Raw genomic sequence first — 26,147 nt, 5'->3', positions numbered from 1 at the left:
GCCTTGTCCTGCGCAAATCGCGCGCGCACCAAGGACACAACAGCCAATAAAAAAGGGCGCAGCCAGATTGGCGCGCCCTTTTGAAACCTGTGTCCCGCCTTTCGGCAGCTCAACCCGTGCGGCGGATTACGACAGAGAGAGGTTGGTCGCGGATTCGCGGCCGTCACGCCCGGCTTCAATGTCGAAGGTGACCGCTTGGCCGTCTTTCAGTCCGCGCAGCCCGGCACGCTCCAAAGCGGTGATGTGGACGAAAACGTCCTTCTTGCCGCCTTCTGGTGCGATGAAGCCGTAGCCTTTAGTTTCGTTGAACCATTTCACGGTGCCCTTGGCCATCGTGAAGTCTCCTGTAGTATCGCCGCCCGCGGGATTGCGGCGGCCCGGCGCAGTCAGCTGATCGTCGATTGCTGTGGCCGTGAGGCGAAGACAGTGGTCGAAATAGATAACGTCGCAGCGCAATTATGGGGTCAGTTACGACGCAAGGCAAGATTATTTGCCAAGGATTGCGGATCAGGCCGAGTGCGGATCGGCGCCCAAGGGCGATGTGGCCTGATCAGAGGGCTTGCCAAGCAGGGTAAGGGCCAGTCCAAGCCCAAGAAAGCCCACGCCCGCGCCGGACCAGATGGCCAGCGCCATCAGGAAACTGGCGTCCAGAAGAATCAGGGAAGCGATTGCGCTGAAAAAACCAACCACACCACCTGCCAGAACAAACACCGCTGCCATTACGCTCTCCTGCCGTTGCCCGAAGAAGATCACCCGAAATTCGGGCGCAAATGTGGCTGAACATGGACTTTACGGCCCGCGATGTTTCCAAGGTGTTAACGGGCCGGAGCGTCTTCCAACAGCAGCCAAAGCGCCGCGCAGATGAGCCCCAGACCCATCAGGATCGCAGGCGGTGGGGCGCCATGGCCCAAGGCCAATTCCCACAGGATCACCCACGCGGGGGTGAGATAGGTGTAGGCCATCACCTTGGCGGCAGGCAGGCGCAGGCTGGCATATTGCAGCAAAACGAAACTGGCGGCGCTGGCCGCAACCGCAAGATAAAGCAGCGCAACCCAAACCACGGCTGGCAAAGCGCGCCAAGGGGTTTCCCGCAAGGGCGTCTCGGCCCAGACCGTCAACAGCAGGCAGCCGGCAATCATGGTGAAAAAGGTAAAGGCCAAGGCGGGCTCGCCTCGGTTCAGTTTGCGTACCAAGGGCGCATAGAGCGCATGGGCCACGCAGCCGAGCAGGTAAATCGCCTCGCCAAACCCCAGATCAAGGTGCCGCACCGCCGCAAGGTCGGCGCGAAAGATCACCCACAGCGCGCCTGCCGCACCCAAGACAAGCGCCAAAGCCATGCGCGCTGTCAGTTGCTGGCGCAGCAAAAGCCAGCCAAACCCAGCCGCCATCAGCGGGGTCAGGGTAAAGACAGCGGCAGCCGACACAGGGGGCGCCGTCTTCAATCCGTGAAACATGAGCACGAAGTAAATCGCCAGCAGCCCGCCCAAAAGCGCATAGCGCCACGGCGCGCGCAGCGCGTGGCGCGACAGGGCTCCTTGCGCCCACGCCACCGCCCCGACCAGAGCGGCGGCGAGAAGGAAGCGCAGGGCCGTGAGCGCCCCCGGATCAATCAGCGGCGCCGCCAAAGCGCCCAAGCTGAACGATCCCGCCACCAAGGCCGAGAATGCCAGCATGGCAAGATGGCCGCGCGCGGCCTCGGACCTTGGCATCGGTCAGACCGGCCAGACCTTCGCCGCCTCTTTCAGATGGGTCAAAAAGGCCTGAACCTTGCGGGTCCGGTGCAGGTCCACATGGGTCACAATCCACAAAGGGGCATCCCATTCCGGGCGGGGTGGCAGGATCTCCACCAGATCCGGATTGGCCGAGGCCTTGTAGGCGGCCAGAAAGCCAATGCCCGCTCCTTGCAGCAAGGCCTCTTCCAGCGCCGCAGCCTCGGTGCCGCGAAAGCTGAGGGCCGAGGCCGGCACCGTGTTGCGCAGCCAGCGGTAAAAGGGCGCGCGCGTGTTTTCATTGTCGATGCAGACAAAGCGATGCTGCGCGAAATCGCTTTCATCGGCCGGTTTCCCGTATTGGGCGATGTAGCGGCGCGAGGCGTAAAGTCCGGTGCGGATCGGGGGCAGGGGTTGCGCCACGTTGTCAGGCTCTTCGGGGGCGGCCCCGGCGCGGATGGCGACATGCGCTTCGCCGTAATCCAGCCGGAACACGCGCATGTCGGTCAAGAAACGCACCTGCACCAAGGGGTAGAGCGCTTGGAAATCGGTCAGCAAAGGCACCAGAAGATCGGCGACGCCGGAAATCGAGGTGACCGTCAATTCGCCCGCCACCACTTCGCCTTGTCCTTTGATGCGGCTTGAAAGCTGGGCGAACTGTTCTTCCGTCGTTTGCGCCACCGTCAGCAGATCACGCCCTGCTTCGGTGGGCGTGTAGCCACGCGCGTGCCGCTGAAACAGTTTTGTTCCCAACGTTTTTTCCAAAGCGTCAATGTGCCGAATAACGGTCGCGTGATGCACGCCCAAGACCTCGGCCGCCCCTGAAACCGTGCCCAAACGGGCCACTTGAAACGCGGTTCTGATCTCATCCCACGCAGGCTGTGCCATGGTGAAAACCCTTTCTTAATCACGCAAAATCACGAAAGTTTGCTGTGCGCCTGTGCACAGAGTGAGGGCAAAGTTTTGTAATGTAAAGAAAAATCAGAGGGCCTATCTACCCCTCACAAGACGGGAACACGGCAGTGCTGAAACTCCGGAAGGGCCCGTCTCGTTAGAGAATTATACGCTGCAACCCTGCAGCTTTTTAATGAAGGAAGATAGTAATGCGTACCCTGATGATCTCTGCTGCCGCTCTTGCCCTGACCGCTGGCATCGCCGCCGCAAACCCGGGCGTGGACCAATACGCCGCTTCGCTGGGCGTTGCTCCCGGTGCTCTGACCCAAGCCCAGCTGATCCAGCTGGAAGAAGCACTGCGCGACAATGACACCGTGACCGCGAACTTCATCCTGTCGCAGGCTGGCACCGCTGAAGTGACCCGCAGCAACATGGGCGCAGAAACGGTGTCGAACGACGCACAGCTCGCAGCCGCCGCAGGTGTGGAGCCGGGCCGTTTCACCGCGAACGAAATGCAGCTCCTGATCGAAGCCAAGCGTGACAACGACGACTTCATGGTTGACTTCATCCTGTCGGGCAAGAACCGCGCACAGGCCAATCCGACCACCACCGTGACCCCCGGTCAGGCACAACTGGCCGCCTCGCTGGGTGTGGACGCGTCGCAGTACACGCTGAGCGAGCTGACCGCTCTCTATGCCAAGACCCTGGAAGACAACCGTTCGTAAGTCAGTCTGCGTATGAGTGCCCTGTGGTTCGGGCTGACTGAACCACAGTCTTGCGACGGCCCGTGCCATCTGGTGCGGGCCGTTTTGCTGTGTCGTGTCGGGCATCCCTTGACTCGCTGGTCCTGAAAGCGTAGGGCTGCCCGCAATTCCCCGGAGGCTGTCGCTTCCGGTCCCTTGGCATATGCCGGGATCGCCATCTGCCAGCGCGTTGCGCCCGCAGGTGCCCTTGGTCATTGCCGCAACGCCTGTCGGGAGACGCGCATGTTTGAAAGCCTATCAGATCGCCTTGGCAGCGTCTTTGACCGCCTGACCAAACAGGGCGCGCTGTCCGAGGCTGACGTCATCGCGGCCCTGCGCGAGGTGCGCGTGGCGCTGCTCGAGGCCGATGTCTCGCTGCCGGTCGCACGCGACTTCATCAAGCGAGTGCAGGACAAGGCGACAGGTGCGGCGGTCACGAAATCGATCACGCCGGGGCAGATGGTCGTCAAGATCGTCCATGACGAGCTGATCCGGGTTCTGGCCGGCGATGAACCGGCCGATACGCTCAAGATCGACAATCCGCCGGCGGCCATCCTGATGGTGGGTCTGCAAGGCTCGGGGAAAACCACCACCACCGCCAAGCTTGCCAAGCGGTTGAAGGACCGCAACAACAAGCGCGTGCTTCTGGCCTCGCTCGACACCAACCGCCCCGCCGCAATGGAGCAGCTGGCGATTCTGGCCGGGCAGATCGGGGTGGACAGCCTGCCGATCGTCAAGGGCGAGTCGGCGGTGCAGATCGCCCGGCGTGCCAAGACCCAAGCCGCGATGGGCGGCTATGACGTGCTGTTCCTCGATACCGCGGGCCGTCTGCACATCGACGAAGTGTTGATGGATGAAGTGCAGGCCGTGCGCGACATCGCGCAGCCGCGTGAAACGCTCTTGGTGGTCGATGGTCTGACCGGGCAGGATGCGGTGAACGTGGCCTCCGAGTTTGACGGCAAGGTCGGGATTTCCGGTGTCGTGCTGACGCGGATGGACGGCGACGGTCGCGGCGGTGCGGCGCTGTCGATGCGCGCGGTGACCGGCAAGCCGATCCGCTTTGTCGGCCTTGGCGAAAAGATGGACGCGCTCGAGACCTTTGAGGCCGAGCGTGTGGCGGGCCGCATCCTTGGGATGGGCGATATTGTCGCGCTGGTCGAGAAGGCGCAGGAAACCTTCGAGGCCGAACAGGCCGAACGCATGGCCAAGCGCTTTGCCAAGGGTCTGTTCAACATGAACGACCTGAAAGGCCAGCTGGAGCAGATGCAGAAGATGGGCGGCATGCAGGGCCTGATGGGCATGCTGCCGGGCATGGGCAAGATGGCGAAGCAGGCCGAAGAGGCGGGCTTTGACGACAAGATGCTGCGCCGTCAGGTGGCGCTGATCAACTCGATGACCAAGAAGGAACGCGCCAACCCCGATCTGCTGGCGGCCAGCCGCAAGAAGCGGATTGCGGCAGGGGCGGGGCTTGAGGTGTCGGAGTTGAACCGTCTGCTGAAACAGCACAAGCAGATGGCCGAGATGATGAAGAAGATGGGCAAGGGTGGCGGCATGAAGCAGGCCATCAAGCAGATGATGGGCAAAGGCGGAATGCCTGACCCGTCGAAGATGTCGCCCGCCGAACTCGAGGCGGCCGCCAAGGGCATGAAGGAATCGCTGGGCCAAGGCGCAGGCTTTCCGGGGATGCCACGCGGGCTGAGCCTGCCCTCGGGCCTGTCGGGGCTGATGAAGAAGAAATGACCCCGCCCACCCTGCATACCCAGCGGCTGACGCTGCGCCCGATGCGGGCCGAGGATTTCGCGGCCTATGCGGCGGCCATGGCATCGCCGCGCGCGGCGGGCATGGGCGGGCCCTATGATGCGCGCGCCGCTTGGGGCATGTTTTGCCATGACACAGCGGGCTGGCCCCTGTTTGGCCATGGCGCGCTGATGGTGGACCTGCGCGGCAATGGGCAGACCCTTGGTCAGGTCGGGGTGAACGGCGGCCCGCTGTTTCCCGAGCCTGAGCTGGGCTGGATGCTCTATGACGGGGCCGAGGGCCAAGGCTATGCAACCGAAGCCGCCGGCGCCTTGCGCGACTGGGCCTTTGAAAACCTGCCCGTCGCAAGTCTGGTGTCTTACACCGACCCGGACAATCACGCCTCGATCCGCGTGGCGCAGCGTCTGGGGGCAGTGCGGGACGAACAGGCCGCGCGCCCGGAGCCGGATGATCTGGTGTGGCGTCACACCCGGAGGATGCAATGACAGACACGGCAAACCGTGCCGCCGAGGTGCTCAAAGAGCATCGCGAGTCGATCGACCGGCTGGACGCCATACTGGTCTACACGCTGGCCGAGCGTTTCAAGCACACGCAGGCGGTGGGGCGGCTCAAGGCCGAACACGCGCTGCCGCCCAGCGATCCTTCGCGCGAGGCGCGCCAGATTGCCCGGCTGGAGCAATTGGCGCAAGACGCCAACCTCGACCCTGAATTCGCCAAGAAATTCCTGACCTTCATCATTTCCGAAGTCATCAGGCATCACGAAAAACTGCAAAAATAACCCAAACAAGGGTGCGTGAGATCACGCACCCTACACTGACCCTGAAGGAGACTACCCATGGCTGTTAAAATTCGTCTGGCCCGCGGCGGCTCGAAAAAGCGCCCGCACTATTCCATCGTTCTGACCGACTCGCGCAACCCGCGCGATGGCCGTTTCCTGGAAAAGCTGGGCGTGTATGACCCGATGCTGGCCAAGGACAACGAAAAGCGCGTTGTCATGAACCTTGACCGCATCAAGGAACTGCTGGCCACCGGCGCTCAGCCCACCGACCGCGTCGCCCGTTTCCTGGAGTCGGCTGGCGTTCTGGAAAAGAAAGCCCGCAACAACCCGAAATCGGCTGTCCCGGGCAAGCAGATGGCAGAGCGTGCCGCCAAGAAAGCCGCGCGCGCCGCAGCTCCGGCAGAAGAGTGATCTTTGTCGCATGGCCCCGCCTTGGGGCCATGCACCCCTTTTCGGGATCAGCCATGACCACATCTTCCGAACGTATCTGTGTCGGCTCTATCGCGGGCGCTTTTGGCGTGCAGGGCGAGGTGCGGCTGAAATCCTATTGTGCCGACCCCGAGGCGATTGCGGACTATGGCCCGCTGTTCACCGAGGACGGCAGCCGCAGTTTCCAGATCAAGCTGACCCGCCCGGTGGCCGGCGGCTTGGGCGCGCGGATTGCCGGTGTGGCGACCAAGGATCAGGCCGATGCCTTGCGTGGAACCGATCTCTATGTCGATCGCGCCCGTTTGCCCTCGCTGCCGGATGATGAATTCTACCACTCCGATCTGATCGGTCTGGATGTTTATGACACCGGCGGGGTGCTTTTGGGCAAGCTGCGCGCCGTGCACAATCATGGCGCCGGGGACCTGCTTGAAATCTATGCCCCGAACCGCAAGCAGGCCTTGCTGATCCCTTTCACCAAGGCGGCAGTGCCGACCGTGGATCTGGCCAGCGGCCGCGTTATCGCCGACCTGCCCGAAGGGCTGGTCTGACCTGCCCCCACGCCAAGGATCGGGCGCGGGCGGTGAATTCCTTTGCACGCCCGCGGCAGCTTGAGTAAGACCGGGCGCATGTCTGATGAACACCCCGAAGATCCCTCCCTTGTCTCTGCGCCCTCCCGTTCGCACGGGCGGCTTTCGGCCAAGCCTGTGCTGCGCCCGCGTGATCTGTTCGATGATGCGCGTGCCGTCCGCGGCGCGTGGCTGGCGCGGGTGATCACCCTGTTCCCGCAGGCCTTTCCGGGCGTGCTGGAACAATCGCTCACCGGACGCGCCATGGATCTGGGGCTGTGGCGGCTGGAATCTTATGACCTGCGCAGCTTTGGCATCGGCAAGCACCGCAATGTCGATGACACGCCTGCCGGGGGCGGCGCGGGGATGGTGCTCAGGGCCGATGTGGTGGACGCCGCCTTCAACGCGGCCAGTGTGGGGGCCAACCCCGACCGCGCCCGCTGGCCGGTGATCTACCTTTCGCCACGCGGCAAGCCTTTTGATCAGGCGATGGCCCGGCGCTTTGCCGCCTGCGAAGGTCTGACATTGCTCTGCGGCCGCTTTGAAGGCGTCGATCAACGCGTGCTGGATCATCACGCGGTCGAAGAAGTCTCTCTCGGGGATTTTGTGCTGACCGGGGGCGAGATCGCGGCGCAGGCCATTCTGGATGCCACGGTGCGGCTGTTGCCCGGTGTGGTGGGCAATGCCGAAAGTCTGGAAGAGGAAAGCCATTCCAACGGCTTGCTGGAGCATCCGCAATACACCCGCCCGCCGGAATGGGAAGGCCGTGAGATCCCTCCCGTGCTGCTGTCGGGGGACCATGCCAAGATCGCCAAATGGCGGCGCGCGCAGGCCGAAGCGCTGACGGCGGAGCGGCGGCCCGATCTCTGGGCCAAGCAGGGCAGGGAGCCGTCGCGGGGATGACCCAAAGGGTCAACCCACCCGGCCCGCCCTGACCGCCACCGCGATTCCTGCCACCAGCACCATCGCCATCCCCAGCATGCTCAAGCCATCTGGGACGTGGCTGAACACGATCCAGCCCAACAGACCGGCCCAGACGAGGTGAAGATAGTTCACCGGTGCAAGCAGGGAGGGCGGGCCTTCGCGATAGGCAATCGTGAACAGAAAATGTCCCACGGTGGCAATGACGCCCATCCCCACGATCAGGGCCAGATCGCGCGCGGGTGGCAGAACGGTGGGCAGATCGGGCAGCGCCAGCAGGCTAAAGGTCACCGCACCCACGACAGCCACATGAAACAACATTGACATGGTGGATTCCGTGCGCGCCAGAACCCGTGTCATCAGGTGATAGGCCGTGCCCAACACGGCATTCATCAGCGCAAAGGCCACGCCCCACGCATCCAGCCCGGCGCCGGGCCGCATCACCAGAATGACTCCGCCAAAGGCCAGCAGCGCCCCGAACCATGCGGCGGGATGCACCTTTTCGTGCAACAACGGCCCCGACAAAAGCATGACCAGAATGGGCGCAAGGTAGATGATCGCCACTGTTTCTCCGACGGGCATCACCTGCAAGGCAAGGCTCATCGTCAGGGTCGCCAAAGCCAGAATGATGCCCCGCCCGACCACCCAGACCGTCCGCTGGGTGCGCCACAGCGCGGCTCCGTGCCGGGGCGCCATGAGCACAACCAGCAGCGCCACATTCACAAGATAGCGTCCCGCCTGCACGAAACCGATCGGATAGCGCTCGACCAGATATTTGTTCATCGCATCCGCCACGGCGAACAGGAACACAGCCAACATGACAAACAGCACGCCTTTCAGCGCGCTTCCTCCGGTGGTCTTGTCCATAAGATCGGGAAACTCCTTGGGTGCAGGTGTTTTCCGCGCAAATGCCGGGCAGCGCAAGCCTCTCGCTCTTGACCGATGGCCCGGCTTGCCCCTATACGCGCCTGTCCGGGATCGAAAGCTCCGTCGGACCCGATTCCTGTTTGTCGTTTCATCGGGCCCTTCCCCGATGCGCAGGCTGACAGGGCGGCACATATGAAAAGCTGGCCTGACCTCTGGCGGGCTCATCGCATGCGATGGGGACCCGGTGAAGACCAAGAGCTCTGAGGCATGGCATCACCTCTGCGGACCCACCGCAGGCTATGAAAGGACCAGGGCATGAACCTGATCGCCCAACTCGAAGCCGAGCAGATCGCTGCGCTTGGCAAGACCATTCCGGACTTCAAGGCCGGGGATACCGTGCGCGTCGGTTACAAAGTGACCGAAGGCACCCGTTCGCGCATTCAGAACTACGAAGGCGTCTGCATCGCCCGCCAAGGCGGCGCCACCATCGCGGCCTCCTTCACCGTGCGCAAGATCTCGTTCGGCGAAGGCGTCGAGCGTGTGTTCCCGCTGTATTCGACCAACATCGACTCGATCGAGGTTGTGCGTCGCGGCAAGGTGCGTCGCGCCAAGCTGTATTACCTGCGCACCCGTCGCGGGAAATCGGCACGTATCTCGGAAGATACGACCTATAAACCGAAATCTGAATAAGGATCGGACCGATGAAAGAAGGCATTCACCCCGACTATCACTTCATCACCGTGAAGATGACCGACGGTTCGACCTATCAGACCCGCTCGACCTACGGCAAAGAAGGCGACAGCCTCGCGCTCGACATCGACCCGCTGGCACACCCGGCATGGACCGGCGGCAACGCCAAGCTGATGGACACCGGCGGCCGCGTGTCGAAGTTCAAGAACAAATACGCCGGTCTGGGGTTCTGATCCCACACCGCGTCATGGCAAGGCCCCGCTTCGGCGGGGCTTTTTCATATGTGGTCACCGAAAGCCCCCAGTTGACGCGGCGCGGACACAGTGCCCCGCCCGAGGCTCCCGCCGCGTGCCTTCGCGCTTTCCCTTGCGCGGGAACCCGCCTAAAAGGGCAGCCTGACTTGGGGAAAAGGGGCAGGGCATGGCGCATATCATCGTCGTCGGCAATGAAAAGGGCGGGTCGGGCAAGTCGACCACCTGCATGCATGTGGCAACAGCCCTCGTGCGCCAAGGTTTTCGGGTGGGCGGGCTTGATCTTGACCTGCGGCAGAAGTCCTTTGGCCGCTATGTCGAAAATCGCCGCGCCTATCTGGCGCGCGCGGGCCTGACACTTCCCAGCCCTGACTATCTTGATCTGCCCGAAATCGATGAATCTGCCTTGGCCCCGGGCGAGAACCCGTTTGACGCGCGGCTTTCCGCAGCCGTGGCGGTGCTGGACCCGGTGTCGGACTTCATCATCATCGATTGCCCCGGCAGCCACACGCGGCTGTCACAAGTGGCGCATTCTCTCGCCGATACCCTGATCACGCCGCTCAACGACAGTTTTGTCGACTTTGACCTTTTGGCCCGCACCGATCCGGAAACCGGCAAGGTGAAAGGCCCGTCGATCTATTCGGAAATGGTCTGGAATGCGCGCCAGCTGCGCGCGCAGGCCGGATTGAAGCCGATCGACTGGATCGTGCTGCGCAACCGGCTTGGCGCACAGCAAATGCACAACAAGAAAAAGGTCGGCGCCGCGCTGGAGGAACTCTCGAAACGCATCGGTTTCCGCGTCTCGCCCGGCTTTTCCGAGCGCGTGATCTTCCGCGAGCTTTTTCCGCGCGGCATCACGCTGCTCGATCTCAAGGATACTGGCGTGGACCAGCTCAACATCTCGAACATCGCGGCCCGACAAGAAGTGCGGGACCTGATGCGCGAACTGCGCTTGCCGGGCGTTACGCCGGAGTTCTGAAAAAGACCGTGGCCCGCACTTCGCGGCGCGAATCTCGCGTGCCGATGCGTGAAAGCCGATGGGCAAAGGCATCCGTCGTATCGGCTTTCGGGGTGAACAACCCGAACTTCTGAAGCAATGTGCGCGCGAAACTCATAACCGGCTCCTGTTCCCATGTGGATAACCCGATGAACATAACCTCGCGTTGCCTTGCGGCAAAATCGCGGCAGTCTATGGCCCGATGCAAGGCATTGTTGCAACGAAGTGTTGTCAGGCCTGCCCCCCGCAGCGGCCCTTGAGAGGGGGACGCCCCGGCCCCGTCTGGCGCGACGCCCTGTTGGCAGCGGTTGCAGGGCAGGGGACTTGCGGCGTTATTCGTGCCGCTGCGGCGCCATCGCGTCTTCAGATGATGCTTCGGCGTCGTCCAGAACGTCACCCGTGTCGGCCAATTCCCCCAGCAGGAAGCGTTCGAACGCATCCAGATCCACTGGCTCGAACTGCCCAAATCCCTGCATCCAGACACTCGCCGCGCGCAGCGCATCGGGCTCCAGCTTGCACCAGATCACCCGCCCGCGTTTCTCCCGGCTGACCAGCCCAGCTTCGGTGAGCACCGTCAGATGCTTCGAGATGGCCGCAAGGCTCATCTCAAAGGGGGCCGCGACATCCGTCACCGCCATGTCGTCTTCCAGAAGCATCGCCAAAATCGCCCGACGGGTCGGGTCGGCGAGGGCAGCAAAGACATGGGAAAGCGCATCCGTCATGCCGCAAACCATGGTCATTCTTTGACAAAAAGGTCAACCGGCGGGTTGAGTGTTCCGCGCAAGTCGCAGGCGCTCTGGCAAGATAAACTGATCAGTTGAATATCGAAATGTGTCGCTTTGGCGGTCCGTCAGCCTGTCGGCGGCCAAGGCGACCTGCTTAAAATGTTGATATTCATACAGAATATGCCAAGCCAAGTCTGCTTGACTCTGTGCCGCTGTGCCATTAGCACCGCGACAACCATCTTCATGGGGGCAAGGCTCGTGTCCGACCCGCACTCTCCGTCCGAAAGCGCCCGGTTAAAGGCGTTGGAGGCCCGGATCGCAGCGGCAAAGGCGGCGACGGAGCCGACCCCGCATATGAAGAAGGACTATTCGCAGGCGCAGGTCGCCTGGAGGATGGTGATAGAGCTTGTGGCCGGTCTGGTGATCGGCTTTGGCATCGGATACGGGCTGGATACCTTGTTGGGAACCATGCCGATTTTTCTGGTGCTGTTCATCGGGTTCGGTCTGGCTGCGGGGGTGAAAACCATGCTGCGCTCGGCCAATGAAGTGCAAGAACGCCGGCTGGCAAAAGACGCCGCCGAAAAGAGGGATGACTGACGTGGCAACGGAAGCAGAAGGCACGGGCTTGGTGTTCCACCCGATGGACCAGTTCATCGTGAAGCCGCTGTTCGGCGAAGGCCCGGTGATGTGGTATACGCCAACCAACGCGGCGCTGTGGATGCTGATCGCAGTGGCTTGTGTGGTGGCTTTGTTCGTTCTGGGCACCCGCGGCCGGGCGATCATTCCGTCGCGCCTGCAATCGGTGGCCGAGGTGTTCTACGGCTTCATCTACAAGATGGTGGAAGATGTCACCGGCCATGATGGCGTGAAGTACTTCCCTTGGATCATGACGCTGTTCCTGTTCATCTTCTTCTCGAACATGCTCGCGCTGATCCCGATGTCCTTCTCGCCGACCTCGCATATTGCCGTCACGGCGGTGCTGGGCTTTGGTGTCTTCATCGCGGTCACCGTGATCGGCTTTGTCAAGAACGGTGTCCACTTCCTCGGCCTGTTCTGGATGAAAGACGCGCCGGTCTTCCTGCGCCCCATCATCGCCGTGATCGAAGTGATCTCTTACTTCGTGCGCCCGGTCAGCCATTCGATCCGTCTTGCAGGCAACATCACCGCCGGTCACGCCGTGCTTAAGGTGTTCGCAGCCTTCGCCGGCATCGCGCTGATCGCGCCGGCCTCCATTCTTGCGATCACCGCGATCTACGCACTCGAAGTGCTGGTGGCCGTGATCCAAGCTTACGTGTTTACCATCCTGACCTGTGTGTATCTGAAGGATGCCCTGCATCCGGCGCACTGACACCGGTCGTCTCGTCCAGAAATCCAAATTCCATCGTAAGGAGCATCACATGGAACTCGCAGCAGCAGCCGCACTCGGCAAATTCATCGGCGCCGGCATTGCAGCCATCGGTGCAGGCATCGCCGCCGTCGGCGTGGGCAACGTGGCCGCCAACTACCTGGCTGGCGCATTGCGCAATCCTTCGGCAGCCGCTTCGCAAACCGCGACCCTCTTCATCGGTCTGGCCTTCGCCGAAGCTCTGGGCATCTTTGCCTTCCTCGTCGCCCTCCTGCTGATGTTCGCAGCCTAATCCTTTTTGACGTCTTGCGAAACAGGGGTGCAGCGCGTTTGCGTTGCCCCCTTGAGTTTCAAAGGGTCCGATGGAGGACATGATGGCTACTGAAACACTCGCAGAAGGTGTTGCGCAGGGCGGGGCTGCTGTCAGCTCCTGTCTCGGGGTGAACGGCAGTGCCATTGGCATGCCACAGCTCTGCGCCGACTGGATGCCGAACCAGATCTTCTGGCTTCTGGTTGCCCTGATCGCGATCTACTTCTTCCTGTCGCGCGTTGGCTTGCCCCGCATCGGAGCGGTTCTGGCCGAACGTCAGGGCACGATCACGAATGATCTGGCCGCTGCTGAAGAAATGAAGCTGCAGGCCGTTGCGGCCGAGCAGGCCTATGTGGCTGCGCTCGCACAGGCCCGCACCGACGCCAACCGGATCGTGGCCGAGGCGAAAGCCGAGATCCAGAAGGATCTTGACGCAGCTTTGGCCAAGGCGGACTCCGAAATCGCCGCCAAATCCGCCGACTCCGAGCGCCGCATCGGTGAAATCCGGGCCGGTGCGATGGAGGCTGTGGCACAGGTGGCCAAGGAAACGGCGCAGGAACTGGTGGTTGCATTGGGCGGTGCGCGCGATGCAGGTGCCGTGGATGCGGCAGTTTCCGCTCGGTTGAAGGGGTAACGCAATGACCAGACTGACCACTCTCGTTCTGGCCCTTGCCGCAAGCCCGGCCTTCGCGGCCAGCGGCCCCTTCTTCAGCCTGCGCAATTCTGACTTCGTGGTCTCGATCGCGTTCCTCGTCTTCATCGCCATCTTGCTCTATTTCAAGGTGCCGTCGAAGATTACAGGATTGCTGGATGCCCGCGCCGCCCAGATCAAGGCTGATCTGGACGAGGCCCGCGCCCTGCGGGAAGAGGCAAAGGCTTTGCTGGCCTCTTACGAGCGCAAGCAGAAAGAAGTGCGCGATCAGTCCGAGCGCATCGTCGCTGCCGCGAAAGCCGAGGCCGAGGCCGCTGCGGCCCAAGCCAAGGCTGACATGCACAATGCGATCGCACGCCGCATGGCTGCGGCCGAAGAGCAGATCCAGGCGGCCGAGAATTCGGCTGTTCGGGCGGTGCGGGAAGAGGCGATTTCGGTCGCCGTGGCCGCAGCAAGCGCCGTTCTGGCCCAGCAGAAGACCGCCGAAAGCGCGCAAGCGTCGATCGACGCGGCCATCAAGCAGGTGGATGCCAAGCTGCACTGATCGCTTCGGTCAACACAGTTTAAAAACCGGCCTTCGGGCCGGTTTTTTTATGGCCGCATCACGGTCGGTTGCGCTCATGCTCAAAGCGCTGCTGCGCAATGGCCTCATTCCGCTCTGCCTTGATCTGATCCGACAGCGCCTGTTCCACATAGGTCAGATGCGCTTCAACCGCCGCGCGTGCGGCGGCGGGGTCACGCGCCTGTAGCCCCACATTGATGGCGCGGTGTTGATCCAGCAGCATGTCGCGCGTGGTGCGGTTGCGGAACATCATTTGGCGATTGTAGAACACGCCCTGCCGCAGCAGATCATACATCGACCGCATCATGTGCAGCATCACCACATTATGGCTCGCCTCGATGATCGCCAGATGAAAGGCTGCGTCCAGCCCCGCCTCGTCGGTTGGGTCGCGCTTGAGATGCGCGGCTTCCATCTTTTGGAACACCGCATCCACCACCTTGAGATCGGTGTCAGAGCCAAGCCGTGCCGCGCGTTCGGCCGCCAGACCTTCCATGTCGCGTCGAAACGAGATGTAATCGAACACCGCCTCGTCATGGGTGGCAAACAGCTGCACCAAGGCGCCCGAAAACGCCGATCCCAGTACCTCTGCCACGTAAATCCCGGCGCCCGCCCGACTGACCAGCAGCCCACGCGCTTGCAAATCCGCCACTGCATCGCGCAGCGACGGGCGCGACACGCCCAGCCGATCCGAGAGTTCCCGCTCCGAAGGCAACCGCTCCCCGGGGCGCAGGATGCCGCGCAGGATCAACTGCTCGATCTGGCGCACCACCGATTGCGAGAGTTTTTCGGTCTGGATCTTGGTAAAGGGCATGGGAAGCGGCACCTGATTGGATTGGTCAAAATCTATGACCACGGCGCCTTGGGCTCAAGGCCAATCTGAAACGTGTCACGGCAACAAAAAGGCCGCCCCGATGGGGCGGCCGATGGTGCAAGCCCGGTCCGGGCCGCAGTCCTTTGGGCCTTACTGGATCGGGCGGATGATGATTTCCACCCGACGGTTCTGGGCCCGACCTTGCGCGGTCGCGTTCGAGGCGATCGGCTGGTCAAAACCACGGCCCACATTGGTGATGCGCCCGAATGGCACGCCATTCTGCGTGAGCACGGCCGACACTGCCGAGGCGCGGCGCTGCGACAGGTCATAGTTATAGGCGGCAGAGCCCGTGTTGTCGGTATGCCCGATCACCTCGATCCGGCTGTTGGGATAGCGGATCAGGCTTTGGGCCACCGATGCCAGATCCGCGCGCAGATCTGGACGCAGCGCCGTGCTGTCCACGGCGAACAGCAGGTCTTGCGGCAGGTTCACGGTCAGGTATTGGCCATTGTTGGTGACGGTCACATTCGGGTTGTTGAGCGATCCGCGCAGCTCTGCCGCCTGACGGTCCAGCGTGGCACCGATCGCGCCCCCGGCGATGGCGCCAACCGCACCACCCAAGACCGCGCGGCTCAGACGATCCTCGCCCGAGCTTGCACCCGCAGCAGCCCCCACAAGGCCGCCCATGATCGCGCCTTGCTGCGCGCGCGCATTCGGGTTGTCGGGGAAAGCATTGGGATCAACACAAGCGGTCAGCGCCAGAAGCGATGCCGCAGAAAGAAGAAGGGGGGTCTTGAAGGTCATGTCTGCCGCCTCATGAATATTGTGCGCCGCGGGCAGGGCCCGCAAGCTGACTGCGCTTATAGCAACGCGCCGTCGGCCCAAACAGTTCCCTTATGTCTTGCGCAAATTTCCGCGCATCACATTGCGGTGTGGATGGCCTCGGCACGGGCCGCCTCATGCGCCAGCATCGCACGCTTCACAGGCAGGCCCCAGTGATAGCCGCCCAAACCGCCGCTCTTGCGCAAGGCGCGGTGGCAGGGGATCAGCAGGCTGATCGGATTGCGCCCCACCGCGGTTCCCACCGCCCGCACAGCCTTGGGATGGCCAATCACCGTGGCAATGTCGCCATATGTGGTCACATGACCCGAGGGGATGCGCAACAGCGCCTCCCAGACCTTGATCTGAAACGGCGCACCGATCAGAAACAGGGGCGTGTCCGCGTTTTGCCCCTGCCGCGCGCCAAAGGCCTGCATGGCCCAAGGGCGCAGAAAATCGGGGTCTTCTCGAAAAGTCGCCTGCGGCCAGCGTCCCAGCAGATCGGCGCGCGTCGCTTCGGCGCCCATCTCCGCGGCAAAGCCGATGCCGCAAATCCCCCGCTCGGTTCCCGCCACCAGCGCCGGACCGAAAGGGCTGTCGAACCAGCCATAACGGAGGGTCAGCCCACCGCCTGCGCGCGCGAATTCCCCCGGTGTCATCGCTTCCCACGTCAGAAACAGATCATGCAACCGTCCGCCCCCCGACAGGCCCGCCCCATCGGCGGCGGCCAAGGTCGTGTGGCGGGTGGCCAGCAGCGTCTTGGCGTGATCCAGCGCCAGATATTGCTGATAGCGCTTCGGGCTGACCCCCACCCATGCCGAAAACACCCGCTGGAAATGCGCCGCACTCATCCCCATCCGCGCGGCCAAGGCCTCCAGCGTTAAACCGGGCCCGGCGGCATCAATCTCGCGGATGGCGCGGTCAATGACGGTGTAATGATAGGCGGGCGGCAGGTCTGTCATGGCGGTCTCCTTGCAGATATCCTATGCCCGCCCTTGCGGCATTGCGACCCGTTTCCTGCGGGTTTGAACGCTTGCGACGCCCCGCAATCTGTGATGCAAAAGCCCATGGCCAAGCAGCTTGATTACCACGCGATACACGCAATCTTCTCCCGGTTTCAGGCGCTGGAGCCCGAGCCGAAGGGAGAGTTGGAGCATGTGAATGCCTTCACCCTTGTGGTGGCGGTGGCGCTTTCTGCGCAAGCCACCGACATCAGCGTGAACAAGGCCACCCGTGCGCTTTTCGCCATCGCCGACACGCCCGAAAAGATGCTCGCCTTGGGGGAAGAGCGCCTGATCGAGCATATCAAGACCATCGGCCTGTTCCGCAACAAGGCCAAGAACGTCATCCGCCTCAGCCAGATCCTGCATGAGCAGTTTGGCGGTGTAGTGCCCTCCAGCCGCGCCGCGCTGCAATCTTTGCCCGGCGTGGGGCGCAAAACGGCCAATGTGGTGCTGCAAATGTGGTTCGGACATCCGGCCCATGCCGTCGACACCCATGTGTTCCGCGTGAGCAACCGCACAGGAATTGCGCCGGGGCGCGACGAACTCGCGGTCGAGCGCGCTTTGGAAGACCATGTTCCAGCCGGGTTCCAGCAGCATTCGCATCACTGGCTTATTCTGCATGGCCGGTATATCTGCGTCGCGCGCAAACCCAAATGCGGTATCTGCCCGATCCGGGAGTGGTGCCTTTACGAGGATAAAACCGAATGAAAACGTATCAGGTTGTCGGGATCGGCAATGCCATCGTCGATGTCTTTGCCCAGTCAGACGACAGTTTTCTGGAACTCATGGGCATCGAAAAGGGCATCATGCAGCTGGTCGAGCGGGAGCGCGGCGAACTGCTTTACGCCGCGATGGAAGACCGCAAACAGGCCCCCGGCGGCTCGGTTGCCAACACGCTCGCGGGACTGGGCAATCTGGGGCTGACCACCGGCTTCATCGGCCGTGTGCATGATGATGCCTTGGGCCGCTTCTACGCCAAGTCGATGGAAGACAACGGCACCAGTTTCGTGAACCCGCCGGTGCAGGGCGGAGAGCTTCCCACCTCGCGCTCGATGATCTTTGTGTCCCCCGACGGCGAACGCTCGATGAACACCTATCTGGGCATTTCCTCCGAGCTTGGCCCCGAGGACGTGTCCGATGATGTGGCAGGGCAAGCCGAGATCCTGTTTTTGGAAGGCTATCTCTACGACAAGCCCAAAGGCAAACAGGCCTTTGAACGCGCGGCGCACCTCTGCCGCGCCCGGGGTGGCAAGGCAGGCATTGCCCTGTCCGATCCGTTTTGCGTGGACCGCCACCGCGATGGCTTCCGCCATCTGGTCAAGGACCTCGACTATGTGATCGGCAACGAACATGAATGGGAATCGCTTTATCAGACCGATCTCGACTCGGCCTTGGCGCAGGCCGCGCAGGATTGCGGTTTGGTGGTCTGCACCCGCTCGGGCCAAGACGTGATCCTGCTGCGCGGCGAGGAACGGGCCATGGCTCCGGTCAAGCGCATTGTGCCCGTCGATGCCACCGGGGCAGGGGACCAGTTCGCCGCCGGGTTCATCTATGGCATGGCCACCGGCCAATCCTTGGCCACCTGTGGCCGGATGGGCTGCGTCGCCGCCGCCGAGGTCATCAGCCATTTCGGGGCGCGCCCCGAGGCAGACCTCAAGGCACTGTTTCGGCGTGAAGGGCTGATCTGATCCCGGCGGCTTCCAGCCACAGCGCATCGATCCGGTCGATCTCGACCGGGTCGAAGCGATCGGCCTCTTTCCAGTATTTGCCCGACGGCACCAGATAGCCCAAGTCGGCTTCGCGCTGGAGCGCAAAGCCCGCCTTGGCCGCGACCGGCAAGGGGCGGTGGCGCGCCATGCCAGCGGGTGTGGCGCGCGGAAACACCAGCCGGCTTTCCGCCGCCTCCGACAGGTTCACCACCGCGCAGCCAACCCGCGCCGCCAGCAGCATGAACCGCGCCGACTTCGCCTCCAGTGAGCGCAGGGTGACATCCGGGCGCAGCGGGTCGGCGGTGCCGGTGCCATAGAAATGCGTGTTGCCGCTGGTCGGATACACCATGTCACAGCCGACAAAGCCGATCACCTCGGGGCGCAGCGCGGCCAGCGCCCAATAGGCGGCGGTAAAGGCCATGGTGCCCCCCGCATAGACAAAGCCGCCAAAGCGGTTCTGCATCGGCACATATTCCGCTGACGTGACGATCCGTTGCCCCGCACGGCACGCCGCCGGACGACGGTCGGCCGGAAAATCGTCGGGGTGGATCAGCACATCCCAATCCGGGCGTACCTGCCATGCGTTGTTGATGGCCACCCACAACGCATCGCCCTTGGCCCACTCCCGCGCTGCCAGCACGCCGGGGCCAGAGCCCATAATGATCACCGTCCGCATCTGCCGCCCCCGTAACTGCTGCGCCGCAACCTAGGGCGGCGGTGCAGCATGGCCAGCCGAAAATCAGTCACCCAATTTGGCGTGCACTTCGTCCAGATCAACCGGCCCGGTCGGCAGCTTGTTTCCCGGATTGTCGAAGTCATATTTGAACAACTGGAAATCGCGCTTGTAGATTTCCCACATCAGATGGCGCGACAGATCGTCGAAGTAATCCTCCACCGGATGCGCCCGCTTTGGCCCATGACCTTCGCTCTCGTTAAAGCGGGGGATCGTCTTCAGGTCCACCGGATGTGTCTGCGCTGTCCTGTCCAGCACCACCTGCATCCCCTCATTGAACATCTCGGTAAAGAAGATGTGGTCATAACGCCCGCCGTTGACGATAAAGGTCGAGATATGCCCCGACATCGCCGACCAGTGGATGTCGGGCTCCATCGGTTTTCGCCAGCGGATGGTGTCGCGTGCGAAGAGCAAAAAGCGGCGAAAGCTCTTGATCTGGTCAAAGTCGAACGCATCCTCAGGGCTGCCCACCTCGACCCCGTATTTCTGGGCGAGTTGCGGCACCAGATTGCCGCGATAGCGTTTGCCATTGCGCTGTATGCCGCAAATCTTGTCAAAGAACGACGACAGCACCCGCTGATAGGGATTGCGCACGCAGGTAAAGGCAAAGGAACTGCGCGCCGTCACATTCCGCGCGATCAGCGGCTGGCTCTCCTCTTGCGCCCATTTGTGCAAGCCGGTTTTCGAGTCATGAATGTCGCCGTCAAAGAACTGGCCGTGATCGGAATAATACATGATCTGGCCGATGGTCGAACAGGCGCATTTCGGCACCACCCGGTAGACCATGCTTTCGCTTTCCGTCATCCACGTGCCGGGAAACCCCATATCGACCTGCTCCTTGCCTGCCCGGCTTGACCGCCCGGCGCATTCTTGCGTCAAGAGTCGCAAATAAACTCTGTCGTTTCAACGTGTGATGACGCTAATTAAACCCAGAGTGACTCAGCCGCCTCGGGAACCGTCGCCAGCATGGCAAGAATCGCCTACATCCTGCTGACCCACAAGGACCCGGACGGCGTCATCGCGCAGGCCGAACGGTTGACGGCGGCCGGCGATTTCGTTGCGATCCATTTCGATGCCAATGCGCCCGTGGCCGACTTTGACCGGATCAGAACCGCTTTGGCCTCGAACAGCGCCGTGGTCTTGGCCAAGCGCCGCCTTCGCTGCGGCTGGGGGGAATGGAGCCTGGTCGAGGCCACCTTGGCTGCATTGCGCGCCGCCGTTGAGGCTTTCCCCCGCGCCACCCATTTCTTCCTGCTGTCTGGCGACTGCATGCCGATCAAATCCGCCGAATACGCGCATGATTTTCTGGATGGCTCTGATGTCGACTACATCGAAAGCGTCGATTTCTTCAATTCGGACTGGATCAAGACCGGACTTCGCGAAGAGCGCCTGATCTTCCGCCACTATTTCAATGAGCGCAGCCAGAAGGACTGGTTCTACCGCGCGATGAACTGGCAGCGCAAACTGGGGCTGACCCGCAAGCCCCCTGCCGATCTTCAGATGCAGATCGGCTCACAATGGTGGTGTCTGCGCCGCCGGACCATCGAACAGGTCCTTCTGTTCTGCGACCGCCGCCGGGATGTGATGCGCTTTTTCCGCACCACTTGGATTCCGGATGAAACCTTTTTTCAAACCCTCGTGCGCCATCTGGTGCCCGAGCCCGAGATCAACAGCCGCTCGCTCACCTTTCTGATGTTCACCGATTACGGCATGCCGGTCACGTTCTACAACGATCACTACGACCTGCTGCTCAGTCAGGATTTCATCTTCGCCCGCAAGATCAGCCCGCAGGCCAAAGATCTCAAGGCGCGTCTCGGCCAGCTTTACACCTCCCGCAACGTTCGCTTCCAGATTTCCAACGAAGGCCGCAGCCTTTTCACGTTTCTCACGGGGCGGGGCCGCATGGGCCGCCGCTTTGCCCCGCGGTTTTGGGAACGCGAAAGCACGCTGGGCCGTGAGCGGCAGTTGATGATGGTCACCTGCAAGAAATGGCATGTCGCCAAGCGGCTGGTCGAACGGGTGCGGCAGGTCACAAATATGCCTGCCGTCGACTATCTTTTCAACGAAGGCTGCACAGACCTGCCCGATCTGGGCGGCATCCAGACCACGCTGGAAAAGCGCACCCGTCACCGGCGGGCGCTCGTCCGCATGTTGTTCGATTACTGGCAGACCGACAAGCTGGTGCTTTGCATCGACCCGGCCAATGTCGATCTGATGCAGGATTTCTACAACGACAAGGCCACCGTGCGCCTGCTCGAAATCGACTGTGATTTTACCGACGACTACCTGATCGGCCACGCCCGTCGGGTTGGGCTGGCGGGGGAGCAGACGCCGCAAGACACGCTCGACCGTCTCTTGCCCACGATCCGCTATGATGTGACGTTTGAATCCGATCGCATCCGCGACGCCGGGTTTCGCAATCTGCACCGCATCCGCCAAGCCGCCACCGCCGATGAAAACACCCTTCCGCTGGCCGAGTTTCTTGATATTCCGGTCGACAAGGCGCGTGAGATCGCGGCAACCAAATATCTTTTTGTGGATTGAAGACCAATGACAGCAGCCTACGACCCCAACAATATCTTCGCCCGTATCCTGCGCGGCGAAATCCCCAACAAGACCGTGCTGGAAACCCCGCACAGCCTTGCTTTCCATGACATCAACCCACAGGCCCCCGTGCATGTGCTGGTGATCCCCAAGGGCGCCTATGTCGATTTCGCGGCCTTCGCCGCCCGCGCGTCAGCCGAAGAGCTGGTCGATTTCCACCGCGCCTGCGCGCAGGTCTGCGAGATGTTGGGGCTGACCGGGGCCGAAGGCTATCGCGCCATCACCAACGCCGGCACCCACGGCATGCAAGAGGTGCCGCATTACCACCTGCACATTCTTGGCGGGCGCATCCTTGGCCGTCTGGTGGAGCGCGCCTGATTTCCCGCCCCCCAGCACCAAACCGGTCAGGCCGCCTTAATGGGCGGCCGCCCAGTTCTGCCCTTGCCCCGCTTCCACCGTCAGCGGCACCTTGAGCGTCAGCACCGGGTGATGCGCGTTTTCCATCACCTCTTTGGCAATCCGCGTCAGCTCGGCCGCATCTGCCTCGGCCACCTCGAACAGCAATTCGTCATGCACCTGCAACAGCATCTTGGCATCCAGATGCGCGATGGCTTGCGGCATGCGGATCATCGCGCGCCGGATCACATCGGCCGCGGTGCCTTGGATCGGCGCGTTGATCGCGGCGCGCTTGGCAAAGCCCGCCGTCGGCCCTTTTGCGTTGATCTCGGGCGTATGAATTTTCCGACCAAACAACGTTTGCACATAGCCCGCGGCCTGTGCGGACTTGACCGTTTCGGACATATATTCCTTGATGCCCGGAAACCGCTCGAAATAGCGGTCGATGAATCCCTGCGCTTCGGCCCGCGGGATGCGCAGGTTCCGCGCAAGCCCAAAACCGGAGATGCCGTAGATCACGCCAAAATTGATCGCCTTGGCCCGGCGCCGGATGTCACTGGTCATCTGGTCCAGCGGCACATTGAACATCTCAGAGGCGGTCAAGGCGTGAATGTCGATCCCGTCGCGGAACGCCTGTTGCAAGGACGGAAGATCCGCCACATGCGCCAGAATCCGCAGCTCGATCTGGCTATAGTCCAGCGACACCAAGACCCGCCCCGCCGGCGCCACAAAGGCCTCGCGGATGCGGCGGCCTTCCTCGCTGCGGATCGGGATATTCTGCAGGTTCGGATCGGTCGAGGATAACCGCCCCGTCACCGCCCCCACCAGCGAATAGGACGTGTGCACCCGCCCGGTGTCCGGGTTGATATGGTCCTGCAGCGCATCGGTATAGGTGGATTTCAGCTTCGACAGTTGCCGCCAGTCCAGCACCCGTGCCGCCAGCTGCGCGCCTTGCGGGTGGGTGTCTTCCAGCGTGGTCAGGTCTTCCAGAATATCGGCCCCGGTGGCATAGGCCCCGGTCTTGCCTTTGGTGCCGCCGGGCAGGGCCATCTTGTCGAACAGCACCTCGCCCAACTGCTTGGGGCTGCCCACGTTGAACCGATCCCCCGCCAGCGTCTGGATCTCGTCCTCCAGCCCCGCCATCTTCTGCGCAAAGGCGTTCGACATGCGTGACAGCGTATCGCGGTCCACCTGAACGCCATGCATCTCCATCCGCGCCAGCACCGGAACCAAGGGGCGCTCCAGCGTCTCATAGACCGTCGTCACCCGCGCGCGGTGCAGGTTCGGGCGGAAGCTCTGCCACAGGCGCAGCGTGATATCGGCATCCTCGGCGGCATATTTCACCGCGTCCTCAATGGCCACCCGGTCAAAGGTGATCGCCGATTTGCCCGCCCCCAACAGCGGCTTGATCGGAATCGGCGTGTGTCCCAGATAGGTTTCCGACAGCACATCCATGCCATGGTTGTGCAGCCCCGCATACATGGCCGAAGACATCAGCATGGTGTCCTCGATCGGGGCCACCGTCACCCCTTCGCGGGCAAAGATCTTCCAGTCATACTTCATGTTCTGGCCGATCTTCAGGATCGCCGGATCTTCCAGCAGTGGCTTCAGCACCGCCAACACCGCGCCCAGATCCAGTTGCCCCGGCACCAGATCGCTGCCGCCAAACAGATCGCCGCCGCCTTGCTTATGCCCGATGGGAATATAGCAGGCGCGCCCCGCGTCCACCGCCAAGGAAATGCCGACCAGCTCGGCCCGCATCTCATCCAGACTGGTGGTTTCGGTGTCCACCGCCACATGCCCCACCTCCCGGATGCGCGCGGCCCAAGCCTCCAGCGCAGGCAGGCTGTCGACACGCTCATAGCTGGCTGGGTCAAAGGGCAACCGCTCGGGCGCCGCCGCCGCGGCCGTCGCCTGCGTCTCTGGCGCATCGGGCAGGGCAGGGGCCTCCACCTGCAACCGCTCAGACACGCGGCGCGTCAGCGTGCGGAACTCCATTTCTTGCAAAAAGCCAAGCAGCCGCTCGGCATCCGGTTCCTGCACGGCAAGATCTGCAAGGGAAAAGTCCAGCGGCACTTGCGCATCCAGCGACACCAGCCGCTTGGAAATCCGGATCAGCTCGGCATTGTCGATCAAGGCCGCGCGCCGCTTGGGCTGTTTGATTTCGCCCGCGCGCTCCAGCAGCGTTTCCAGATCGCCATATTCGTTGATCAGCAAGGCGGCGGTCTTCAACCCGATGCCCGGCGCGCCCGGCACATTGTCCACCGAATCCCCGGCCAGCGCCTGCACGTCCACCACCCGCTCGGGCCCCACCCCGAACTTCTCCATCACCTCATCGCGGTCGATGGTGCGGTCTTTCATCGGGTCGCGCATCAGCACGCCATTGCCCACCAACTGCATCAAATCCTTGTCCGAGGAAATGATGGTGCAGGCCCCGCCAGCCTCTACCGCTTGGCGGGCCAGCGTGGCGATGATGTCATCCGCTTCATAGCCATCGATCTCGATACAGGCCACATTGAAGGCGCGGGTGGCATCCCGCGTCAGCGGGAATTGCGGGCGCAGATCTTCGGGCGGCTCGGGCCGATTGGCCTTGTAAAGGGAATAGATGTCATTGCGGAACGTCTTGGAGGAATAGTCAAAGATCACCGCGATATGGGTGGGCACCTCGCGCCCCGATTTCGTCAGCTCGCCCCAGAGGATGTTGCAAAATCCCGCCACCGCGCCGACCGGCAAGCCGTCGGATTTGCGCGTGAGCGGCGGCAGCGCGTGATAGGCGCGAAAGATATAGGCCGATCCGTCGATCAGATGCAGGTGGTGCCCTTTGCCGAAAGCGTCGCCCATGATCCAACTCCCTTTCCCGATCTCGCGCTTAGTCTTGCCATGTTCCGCCCCGCGCTGCCACCCTTCGCGCGGCGGAATATGCGTCGCCCGACAGGCGGCCGCAGGGAAGGCGAAGACCCAAGCCACGGCCCTCCGAACGGACCCTTGACTTCACCGCCGATCCACCTCACCTTGCGGCCCATGCGGAACCCGATTGCCATCCTCACGGCCCCTGCGTCGTTTTATTGGACCTGCGCCACATAGGCGGCAGGGCAGTTTCGTGTGAAACCCCATCAGCCGCCCGCAAGGGACTGGCCGATGAAAGGGTTCTCCCCTGCGGGCCCCCCGCAAGGAGAAACCCAGATGATCCCCAATACGCCCCCCGTCGACATCCGCCCGCTACAGGCCGCGCATCTGCCCGAGGTGCACCGCATGTTGATCGATCTCGCCCGCCATCACGGCGATGTGGCCACCATCACCCCGCCCGCCTTGCGTGCGCTGGTGCTGGATGCGCCCGATCTGCGCGGTCTGGTGGCCTTTCCCGGCGACCGTCCGTCCCGTCTTCCGGTCGGCTACGCGCTTTTGTCCCGGCGCACCGACCTGATCACCGGGCGGTCGGGCTATGACATCACGCATCTCTTCGTGCAGGACGTGTTTCGCGGCAAAGGCATTGGCCGCGCGCTCATCGCCGCCGCCCGCAGGCTTGCGCAAGACGAAGGCTGCAAGCGCCTGACCATCGGCACCCCTCCGACAAACGCCGCTGCCGCCGCCGCCTACCGTGCGATGGGGCTGGTGGAACGTCCGCTCCCCGGCCCGTCTTTCGCGGTGCCTCTGGCGTAGCCGTCAGGCCTCAGTGGTCGCCGTGCGCGTGCGCGCGGTCGATCACGTAGCGCTTGTCGCAATAGCCGCACTCGACATAGCCCAGATCGTCCGGGATCGTCAGCCAGACGCGCGGGTGGCCCAAAGCCCCCTCGCCACCGTCGCAGGCGACTTTCCAGGTGGTGACGATCTGGGTTTCGGGCGCGTCGATGCTCATGGCTCAATCCTGTGGCTTGCTGCGTCCGCATCATACGGAAAACCGCCGCTGGGGCAAGGGCAGGCCGACAGCCGCGGC

The 26,147-nt window shown here is 62.7% G+C and carries 34 protein-coding genes; 20 read left to right on the top strand and 14 right to left on the bottom strand.

The genetic code is table 11. The features are described 5' to 3' along the window. Positions 1-126 precede the first annotated feature (126 nt). The 4 genes from CUR21_RS12695 to CUR21_RS12680 all read right to left on the bottom strand — a co-directional run bounded on the left by CUR21_RS12695 (position 127) and on the right by CUR21_RS12680 (position 2,597). Positions 127-333, bottom strand: coding sequence for a cold-shock protein (locus CUR21_RS12695; protein WP_100197370.1), 207 nt, complete (start codon positions 331-333; stop codon positions 127-129). 174 nt (positions 334-507) lie between these two features. Next, positions 508-720, bottom strand: a complete 213-nt coding sequence (locus CUR21_RS12690) for a hypothetical protein (RefSeq protein ID WP_100197369.1) — start codon at positions 718-720, stop codon at positions 508-510. Between the two features lie 95 nt (positions 721-815). Then, positions 816-1,709: a DMT family transporter gene (locus CUR21_RS12685; RefSeq protein ID WP_100197368.1), complete on the bottom strand. Its 894-nt coding sequence runs from the start codon at positions 1,707-1,709 to the stop codon at positions 816-818. A gap of 3 nt (positions 1,710-1,712) precedes the next feature. Beyond that, on the bottom strand, positions 1,713-2,597 hold the full coding sequence (locus tag CUR21_RS12680) for a LysR family transcriptional regulator (protein WP_100197367.1): 885 nt from the start codon (positions 2,595-2,597) through the stop codon (positions 1,713-1,715). A gap of 215 nt (positions 2,598-2,812) precedes the next feature. Here CUR21_RS12680 and CUR21_RS12675 point away from each other — a divergent pair, with 215 nt between their 5' ends. From CUR21_RS12675 to trmD, 7 genes are all read left to right on the top strand, one after another. Then, positions 2,813-3,328 carry a hypothetical protein gene (locus tag CUR21_RS12675; RefSeq protein ID WP_100197366.1) on the top strand — a complete coding sequence of 172 codons (516 nt, stop codon included), beginning with the start codon at positions 2,813-2,815 and terminating at the stop codon, positions 3,326-3,328. A gap of 261 nt (positions 3,329-3,589) precedes the next feature. Then, a complete protein-coding gene (ffh, locus tag CUR21_RS12670) occupies positions 3,590-5,086 on the top strand; it encodes a signal recognition particle protein (RefSeq protein ID WP_100197365.1) in 1,497 nt (498 codons plus the stop codon). Continuing rightward, positions 5,083-5,589, top strand: a complete 507-nt coding sequence (locus CUR21_RS12665) for a GNAT family N-acetyltransferase (RefSeq protein ID WP_100197364.1) — start codon at positions 5,083-5,085, stop codon at positions 5,587-5,589. The genes ffh and CUR21_RS12665 overlap by 4 nt, the downstream gene beginning before the upstream one ends. Then, positions 5,586-5,882: a chorismate mutase gene (locus tag CUR21_RS12660; protein ID WP_100197363.1), complete on the top strand. Its 297-nt coding sequence runs from the start codon at positions 5,586-5,588 to the stop codon at positions 5,880-5,882. The genes CUR21_RS12665 and CUR21_RS12660 overlap by 4 nt, the downstream gene beginning before the upstream one ends. 57 nt (positions 5,883-5,939) lie before the next feature. After that, a complete protein-coding gene (rpsP, locus tag CUR21_RS12655; RefSeq protein ID WP_100197362.1) occupies positions 5,940-6,293 on the top strand; it encodes a 30S ribosomal protein S16 in 354 nt (117 codons plus the stop codon). Between the two features lie 53 nt (positions 6,294-6,346). Beyond that, positions 6,347-6,859, top strand: coding sequence for a ribosome maturation factor RimM (gene rimM / locus CUR21_RS12650; protein ID WP_232622778.1), 513 nt, complete (start codon positions 6,347-6,349; stop codon positions 6,857-6,859). A gap of 78 nt (positions 6,860-6,937) precedes the next feature. Then, positions 6,938-7,780 carry a tRNA (guanosine(37)-N1)-methyltransferase TrmD gene (trmD, locus tag CUR21_RS12645; protein ID WP_100197361.1) on the top strand — a complete coding sequence of 281 codons (843 nt, stop codon included), beginning with the start codon at positions 6,938-6,940 and terminating at the stop codon, positions 7,778-7,780. Between the two features lie 9 nt (positions 7,781-7,789). Here trmD and CUR21_RS12640 read toward each other — a convergent pair whose 3' ends face one another. Next, on the bottom strand, positions 7,790-8,665 hold the full coding sequence (locus CUR21_RS12640) for a DMT family transporter (RefSeq protein ID WP_198431688.1): 876 nt from the start codon (positions 8,663-8,665) through the stop codon (positions 7,790-7,792). A gap of 315 nt (positions 8,666-8,980) precedes the next feature. On the opposite strand from CUR21_RS12640, the gene rplS reads away from it, so the two are divergent. The 3 genes from rplS (at position 8,981) to CUR21_RS12625 (ending at position 10,585) form a co-directional block, all read left to right on the top strand. After that, the gene (gene rplS / locus CUR21_RS12635; protein ID WP_100197359.1) at positions 8,981-9,355 is read left to right on the top strand and encodes a 50S ribosomal protein L19; all 375 of its coding nucleotides are present in this window, start codon (positions 8,981-8,983) and stop codon (positions 9,353-9,355) included. Between the two features lie 11 nt (positions 9,356-9,366). After that, the gene (gene rpmE, locus CUR21_RS12630; protein ID WP_100197358.1) at positions 9,367-9,588 is read left to right on the top strand and encodes a 50S ribosomal protein L31; all 222 of its coding nucleotides are present in this window, start codon (positions 9,367-9,369) and stop codon (positions 9,586-9,588) included. Positions 9,589-9,775: 187 nt separating this feature from the next. Next, positions 9,776-10,585 carry a division plane positioning ATPase MipZ gene (locus CUR21_RS12625; protein ID WP_100197357.1) on the top strand — a complete coding sequence of 270 codons (810 nt, stop codon included), beginning with the start codon at positions 9,776-9,778 and terminating at the stop codon, positions 10,583-10,585. On the opposite strand, the gene CUR21_RS18630 is transcribed toward CUR21_RS12625, so the two are convergent. Together CUR21_RS18630 and CUR21_RS12620 are read right to left on the bottom strand one after the other, a co-directional pair. Beyond that, positions 10,569-10,721 (bottom strand): hypothetical protein, encoded by a 153-nt coding sequence (locus CUR21_RS18630; RefSeq protein ID WP_157792011.1) that lies wholly within the window; start codon positions 10,719-10,721, stop codon positions 10,569-10,571. The genes CUR21_RS12625 and CUR21_RS18630 overlap by 17 nt on opposite strands. Positions 10,722-10,935: 214 nt before the next feature. Then, positions 10,936-11,325: a metalloregulator ArsR/SmtB family transcription factor gene (locus tag CUR21_RS12620; RefSeq protein ID WP_100197547.1), complete on the bottom strand. Its 390-nt coding sequence runs from the start codon at positions 11,323-11,325 to the stop codon at positions 10,936-10,938. A 261-nt stretch (positions 11,326-11,586) separates the two neighbouring features. On the opposite strand from CUR21_RS12620, the gene CUR21_RS12615 reads away from it, so the two are divergent. The 5 genes from CUR21_RS12615 to CUR21_RS12595 all read left to right on the top strand — a co-directional run bounded on the left by CUR21_RS12615 (position 11,587) and on the right by CUR21_RS12595 (position 14,179). After that, entirely contained in the window at positions 11,587-11,925 is a 339-nt protein-coding gene (locus CUR21_RS12615) for an AtpZ/AtpI family protein (RefSeq protein WP_369802525.1), read from the top strand. Then, the gene (locus CUR21_RS12610) at positions 11,918-12,676 is read left to right on the top strand and encodes a F0F1 ATP synthase subunit A (protein ID WP_100197356.1); all 759 of its coding nucleotides are present in this window, start codon (positions 11,918-11,920) and stop codon (positions 12,674-12,676) included. Before CUR21_RS12615 ends, CUR21_RS12610 begins: the two co-directional genes overlap by 8 nt. Positions 12,677-12,725: 49 nt before the next feature. Further along, positions 12,726-12,965, top strand: a complete 240-nt coding sequence (locus tag CUR21_RS12605; RefSeq protein WP_100197355.1) for a F0F1 ATP synthase subunit C — start codon at positions 12,726-12,728, stop codon at positions 12,963-12,965. Between the two features lie 82 nt (positions 12,966-13,047). Continuing rightward, positions 13,048-13,617 carry a F0F1 ATP synthase subunit B' gene (locus CUR21_RS12600; protein ID WP_100197545.1) on the top strand — a complete coding sequence of 190 codons (570 nt, stop codon included), beginning with the start codon at positions 13,048-13,050 and terminating at the stop codon, positions 13,615-13,617. Between the two features lie 4 nt (positions 13,618-13,621). Continuing rightward, a complete protein-coding gene (locus CUR21_RS12595) occupies positions 13,622-14,179 on the top strand; it encodes a F0F1 ATP synthase subunit B (RefSeq protein ID WP_100197354.1) in 558 nt (185 codons plus the stop codon). Between the two features lie 58 nt (positions 14,180-14,237). On the opposite strand, the gene CUR21_RS12590 is transcribed toward CUR21_RS12595, so the two are convergent. The 3 genes from CUR21_RS12590 to CUR21_RS12580 form a co-directional block, all read right to left on the bottom strand. Then, positions 14,238-15,008 carry an FCD domain-containing protein gene (locus tag CUR21_RS12590; protein ID WP_100197544.1) on the bottom strand — a complete coding sequence of 257 codons (771 nt, stop codon included), beginning with the start codon at positions 15,006-15,008 and terminating at the stop codon, positions 14,238-14,240. A 150-nt stretch (positions 15,009-15,158) separates the two neighbouring features. Next, entirely contained in the window at positions 15,159-15,812 is a 654-nt protein-coding gene (locus CUR21_RS12585) for an OmpA family protein (protein WP_100197353.1), read from the bottom strand. A 116-nt stretch (positions 15,813-15,928) separates the two neighbouring features. Beyond that, positions 15,929-16,789, bottom strand: coding sequence for a bifunctional helix-turn-helix domain-containing protein/methylated-DNA--[protein]-cysteine S-methyltransferase (locus CUR21_RS12580; protein ID WP_100197352.1), 861 nt, complete (start codon positions 16,787-16,789; stop codon positions 15,929-15,931). 105 nt (positions 16,790-16,894) lie between these two features. Between CUR21_RS12580 and nth the strand changes: the two genes are divergently transcribed. Both nth and CUR21_RS12570 read left to right on the top strand, forming a co-directional pair. Beyond that, a complete protein-coding gene (gene nth, locus CUR21_RS12575; protein WP_100197351.1) occupies positions 16,895-17,539 on the top strand; it encodes an endonuclease III in 645 nt (214 codons plus the stop codon). Further along, entirely contained in the window at positions 17,536-18,519 is a 984-nt protein-coding gene (locus CUR21_RS12570) for an adenosine kinase (RefSeq protein ID WP_100197350.1), read from the top strand. Before nth ends, CUR21_RS12570 begins: the two co-directional genes overlap by 4 nt. Here the strand turns inward: CUR21_RS12570 and CUR21_RS12565 are convergent. Together CUR21_RS12565 and CUR21_RS12560 are read right to left on the bottom strand one after the other, a co-directional pair. Continuing rightward, entirely contained in the window at positions 18,485-19,216 is a 732-nt protein-coding gene (locus CUR21_RS12565; RefSeq protein WP_100197349.1) for a hypothetical protein, read from the bottom strand. The two genes, CUR21_RS12570 and CUR21_RS12565, sit on opposite strands and share 35 nt — an antisense overlap. A gap of 63 nt (positions 19,217-19,279) precedes the next feature. Continuing rightward, positions 19,280-20,098, bottom strand: a complete 819-nt coding sequence (locus tag CUR21_RS12560; RefSeq protein ID WP_100197348.1) for a sulfotransferase family protein — start codon at positions 20,096-20,098, stop codon at positions 19,280-19,282. A gap of 141 nt (positions 20,099-20,239) precedes the next feature. Between CUR21_RS12560 and CUR21_RS12555 the strand changes: the two genes are divergently transcribed. Both CUR21_RS12555 and CUR21_RS12550 read left to right on the top strand, forming a co-directional pair. Next, positions 20,240-21,817, top strand: coding sequence for a DUF5928 domain-containing protein (locus tag CUR21_RS12555; RefSeq protein WP_100197347.1), 1,578 nt, complete (start codon positions 20,240-20,242; stop codon positions 21,815-21,817). A 6-nt stretch (positions 21,818-21,823) separates the two neighbouring features. Then, entirely contained in the window at positions 21,824-22,195 is a 372-nt protein-coding gene (locus CUR21_RS12550) for an HIT domain-containing protein (protein ID WP_100197346.1), read from the top strand. 36 nt (positions 22,196-22,231) lie between these two features. Here the strand turns inward: CUR21_RS12550 and polA are convergent, their stop codons facing one another. After that, complete coding sequence (gene polA, locus CUR21_RS12545) at positions 22,232-25,054, bottom strand: DNA polymerase I (protein ID WP_100197345.1); 2,823 nt, start codon at positions 25,052-25,054, stop codon at positions 22,232-22,234. 342 nt (positions 25,055-25,396) lie between these two features. Between polA and CUR21_RS12540 the strand changes: the two genes are divergently transcribed. Beyond that, positions 25,397-25,873, top strand: a complete 477-nt coding sequence (locus tag CUR21_RS12540) for a GNAT family N-acetyltransferase (protein WP_157792010.1) — start codon at positions 25,397-25,399, stop codon at positions 25,871-25,873. 10 nt (positions 25,874-25,883) lie between these two features. Here CUR21_RS12540 and CUR21_RS12535 read toward each other — a convergent pair whose 3' ends face one another. Next, positions 25,884-26,069 (bottom strand): zinc-finger domain-containing protein, encoded by a 186-nt coding sequence (locus CUR21_RS12535; RefSeq protein WP_100197343.1) that lies wholly within the window; start codon positions 26,067-26,069, stop codon positions 25,884-25,886. Between the last annotated feature and the right edge of the window lie 78 nt (positions 26,070-26,147).

Origin of the sequence: Pseudorhodobacter sp. MZDSW-24AT, assembly GCF_002794355.1 — a bacterium.
GTDB lineage: Bacteria > Pseudomonadota > Alphaproteobacteria > Rhodobacterales > Rhodobacteraceae > Pseudotabrizicola.
The sequence above is the reverse complement of the archived record's forward strand: the minus strand, read 5'-3'. Positions and strand labels throughout refer to the sequence as shown.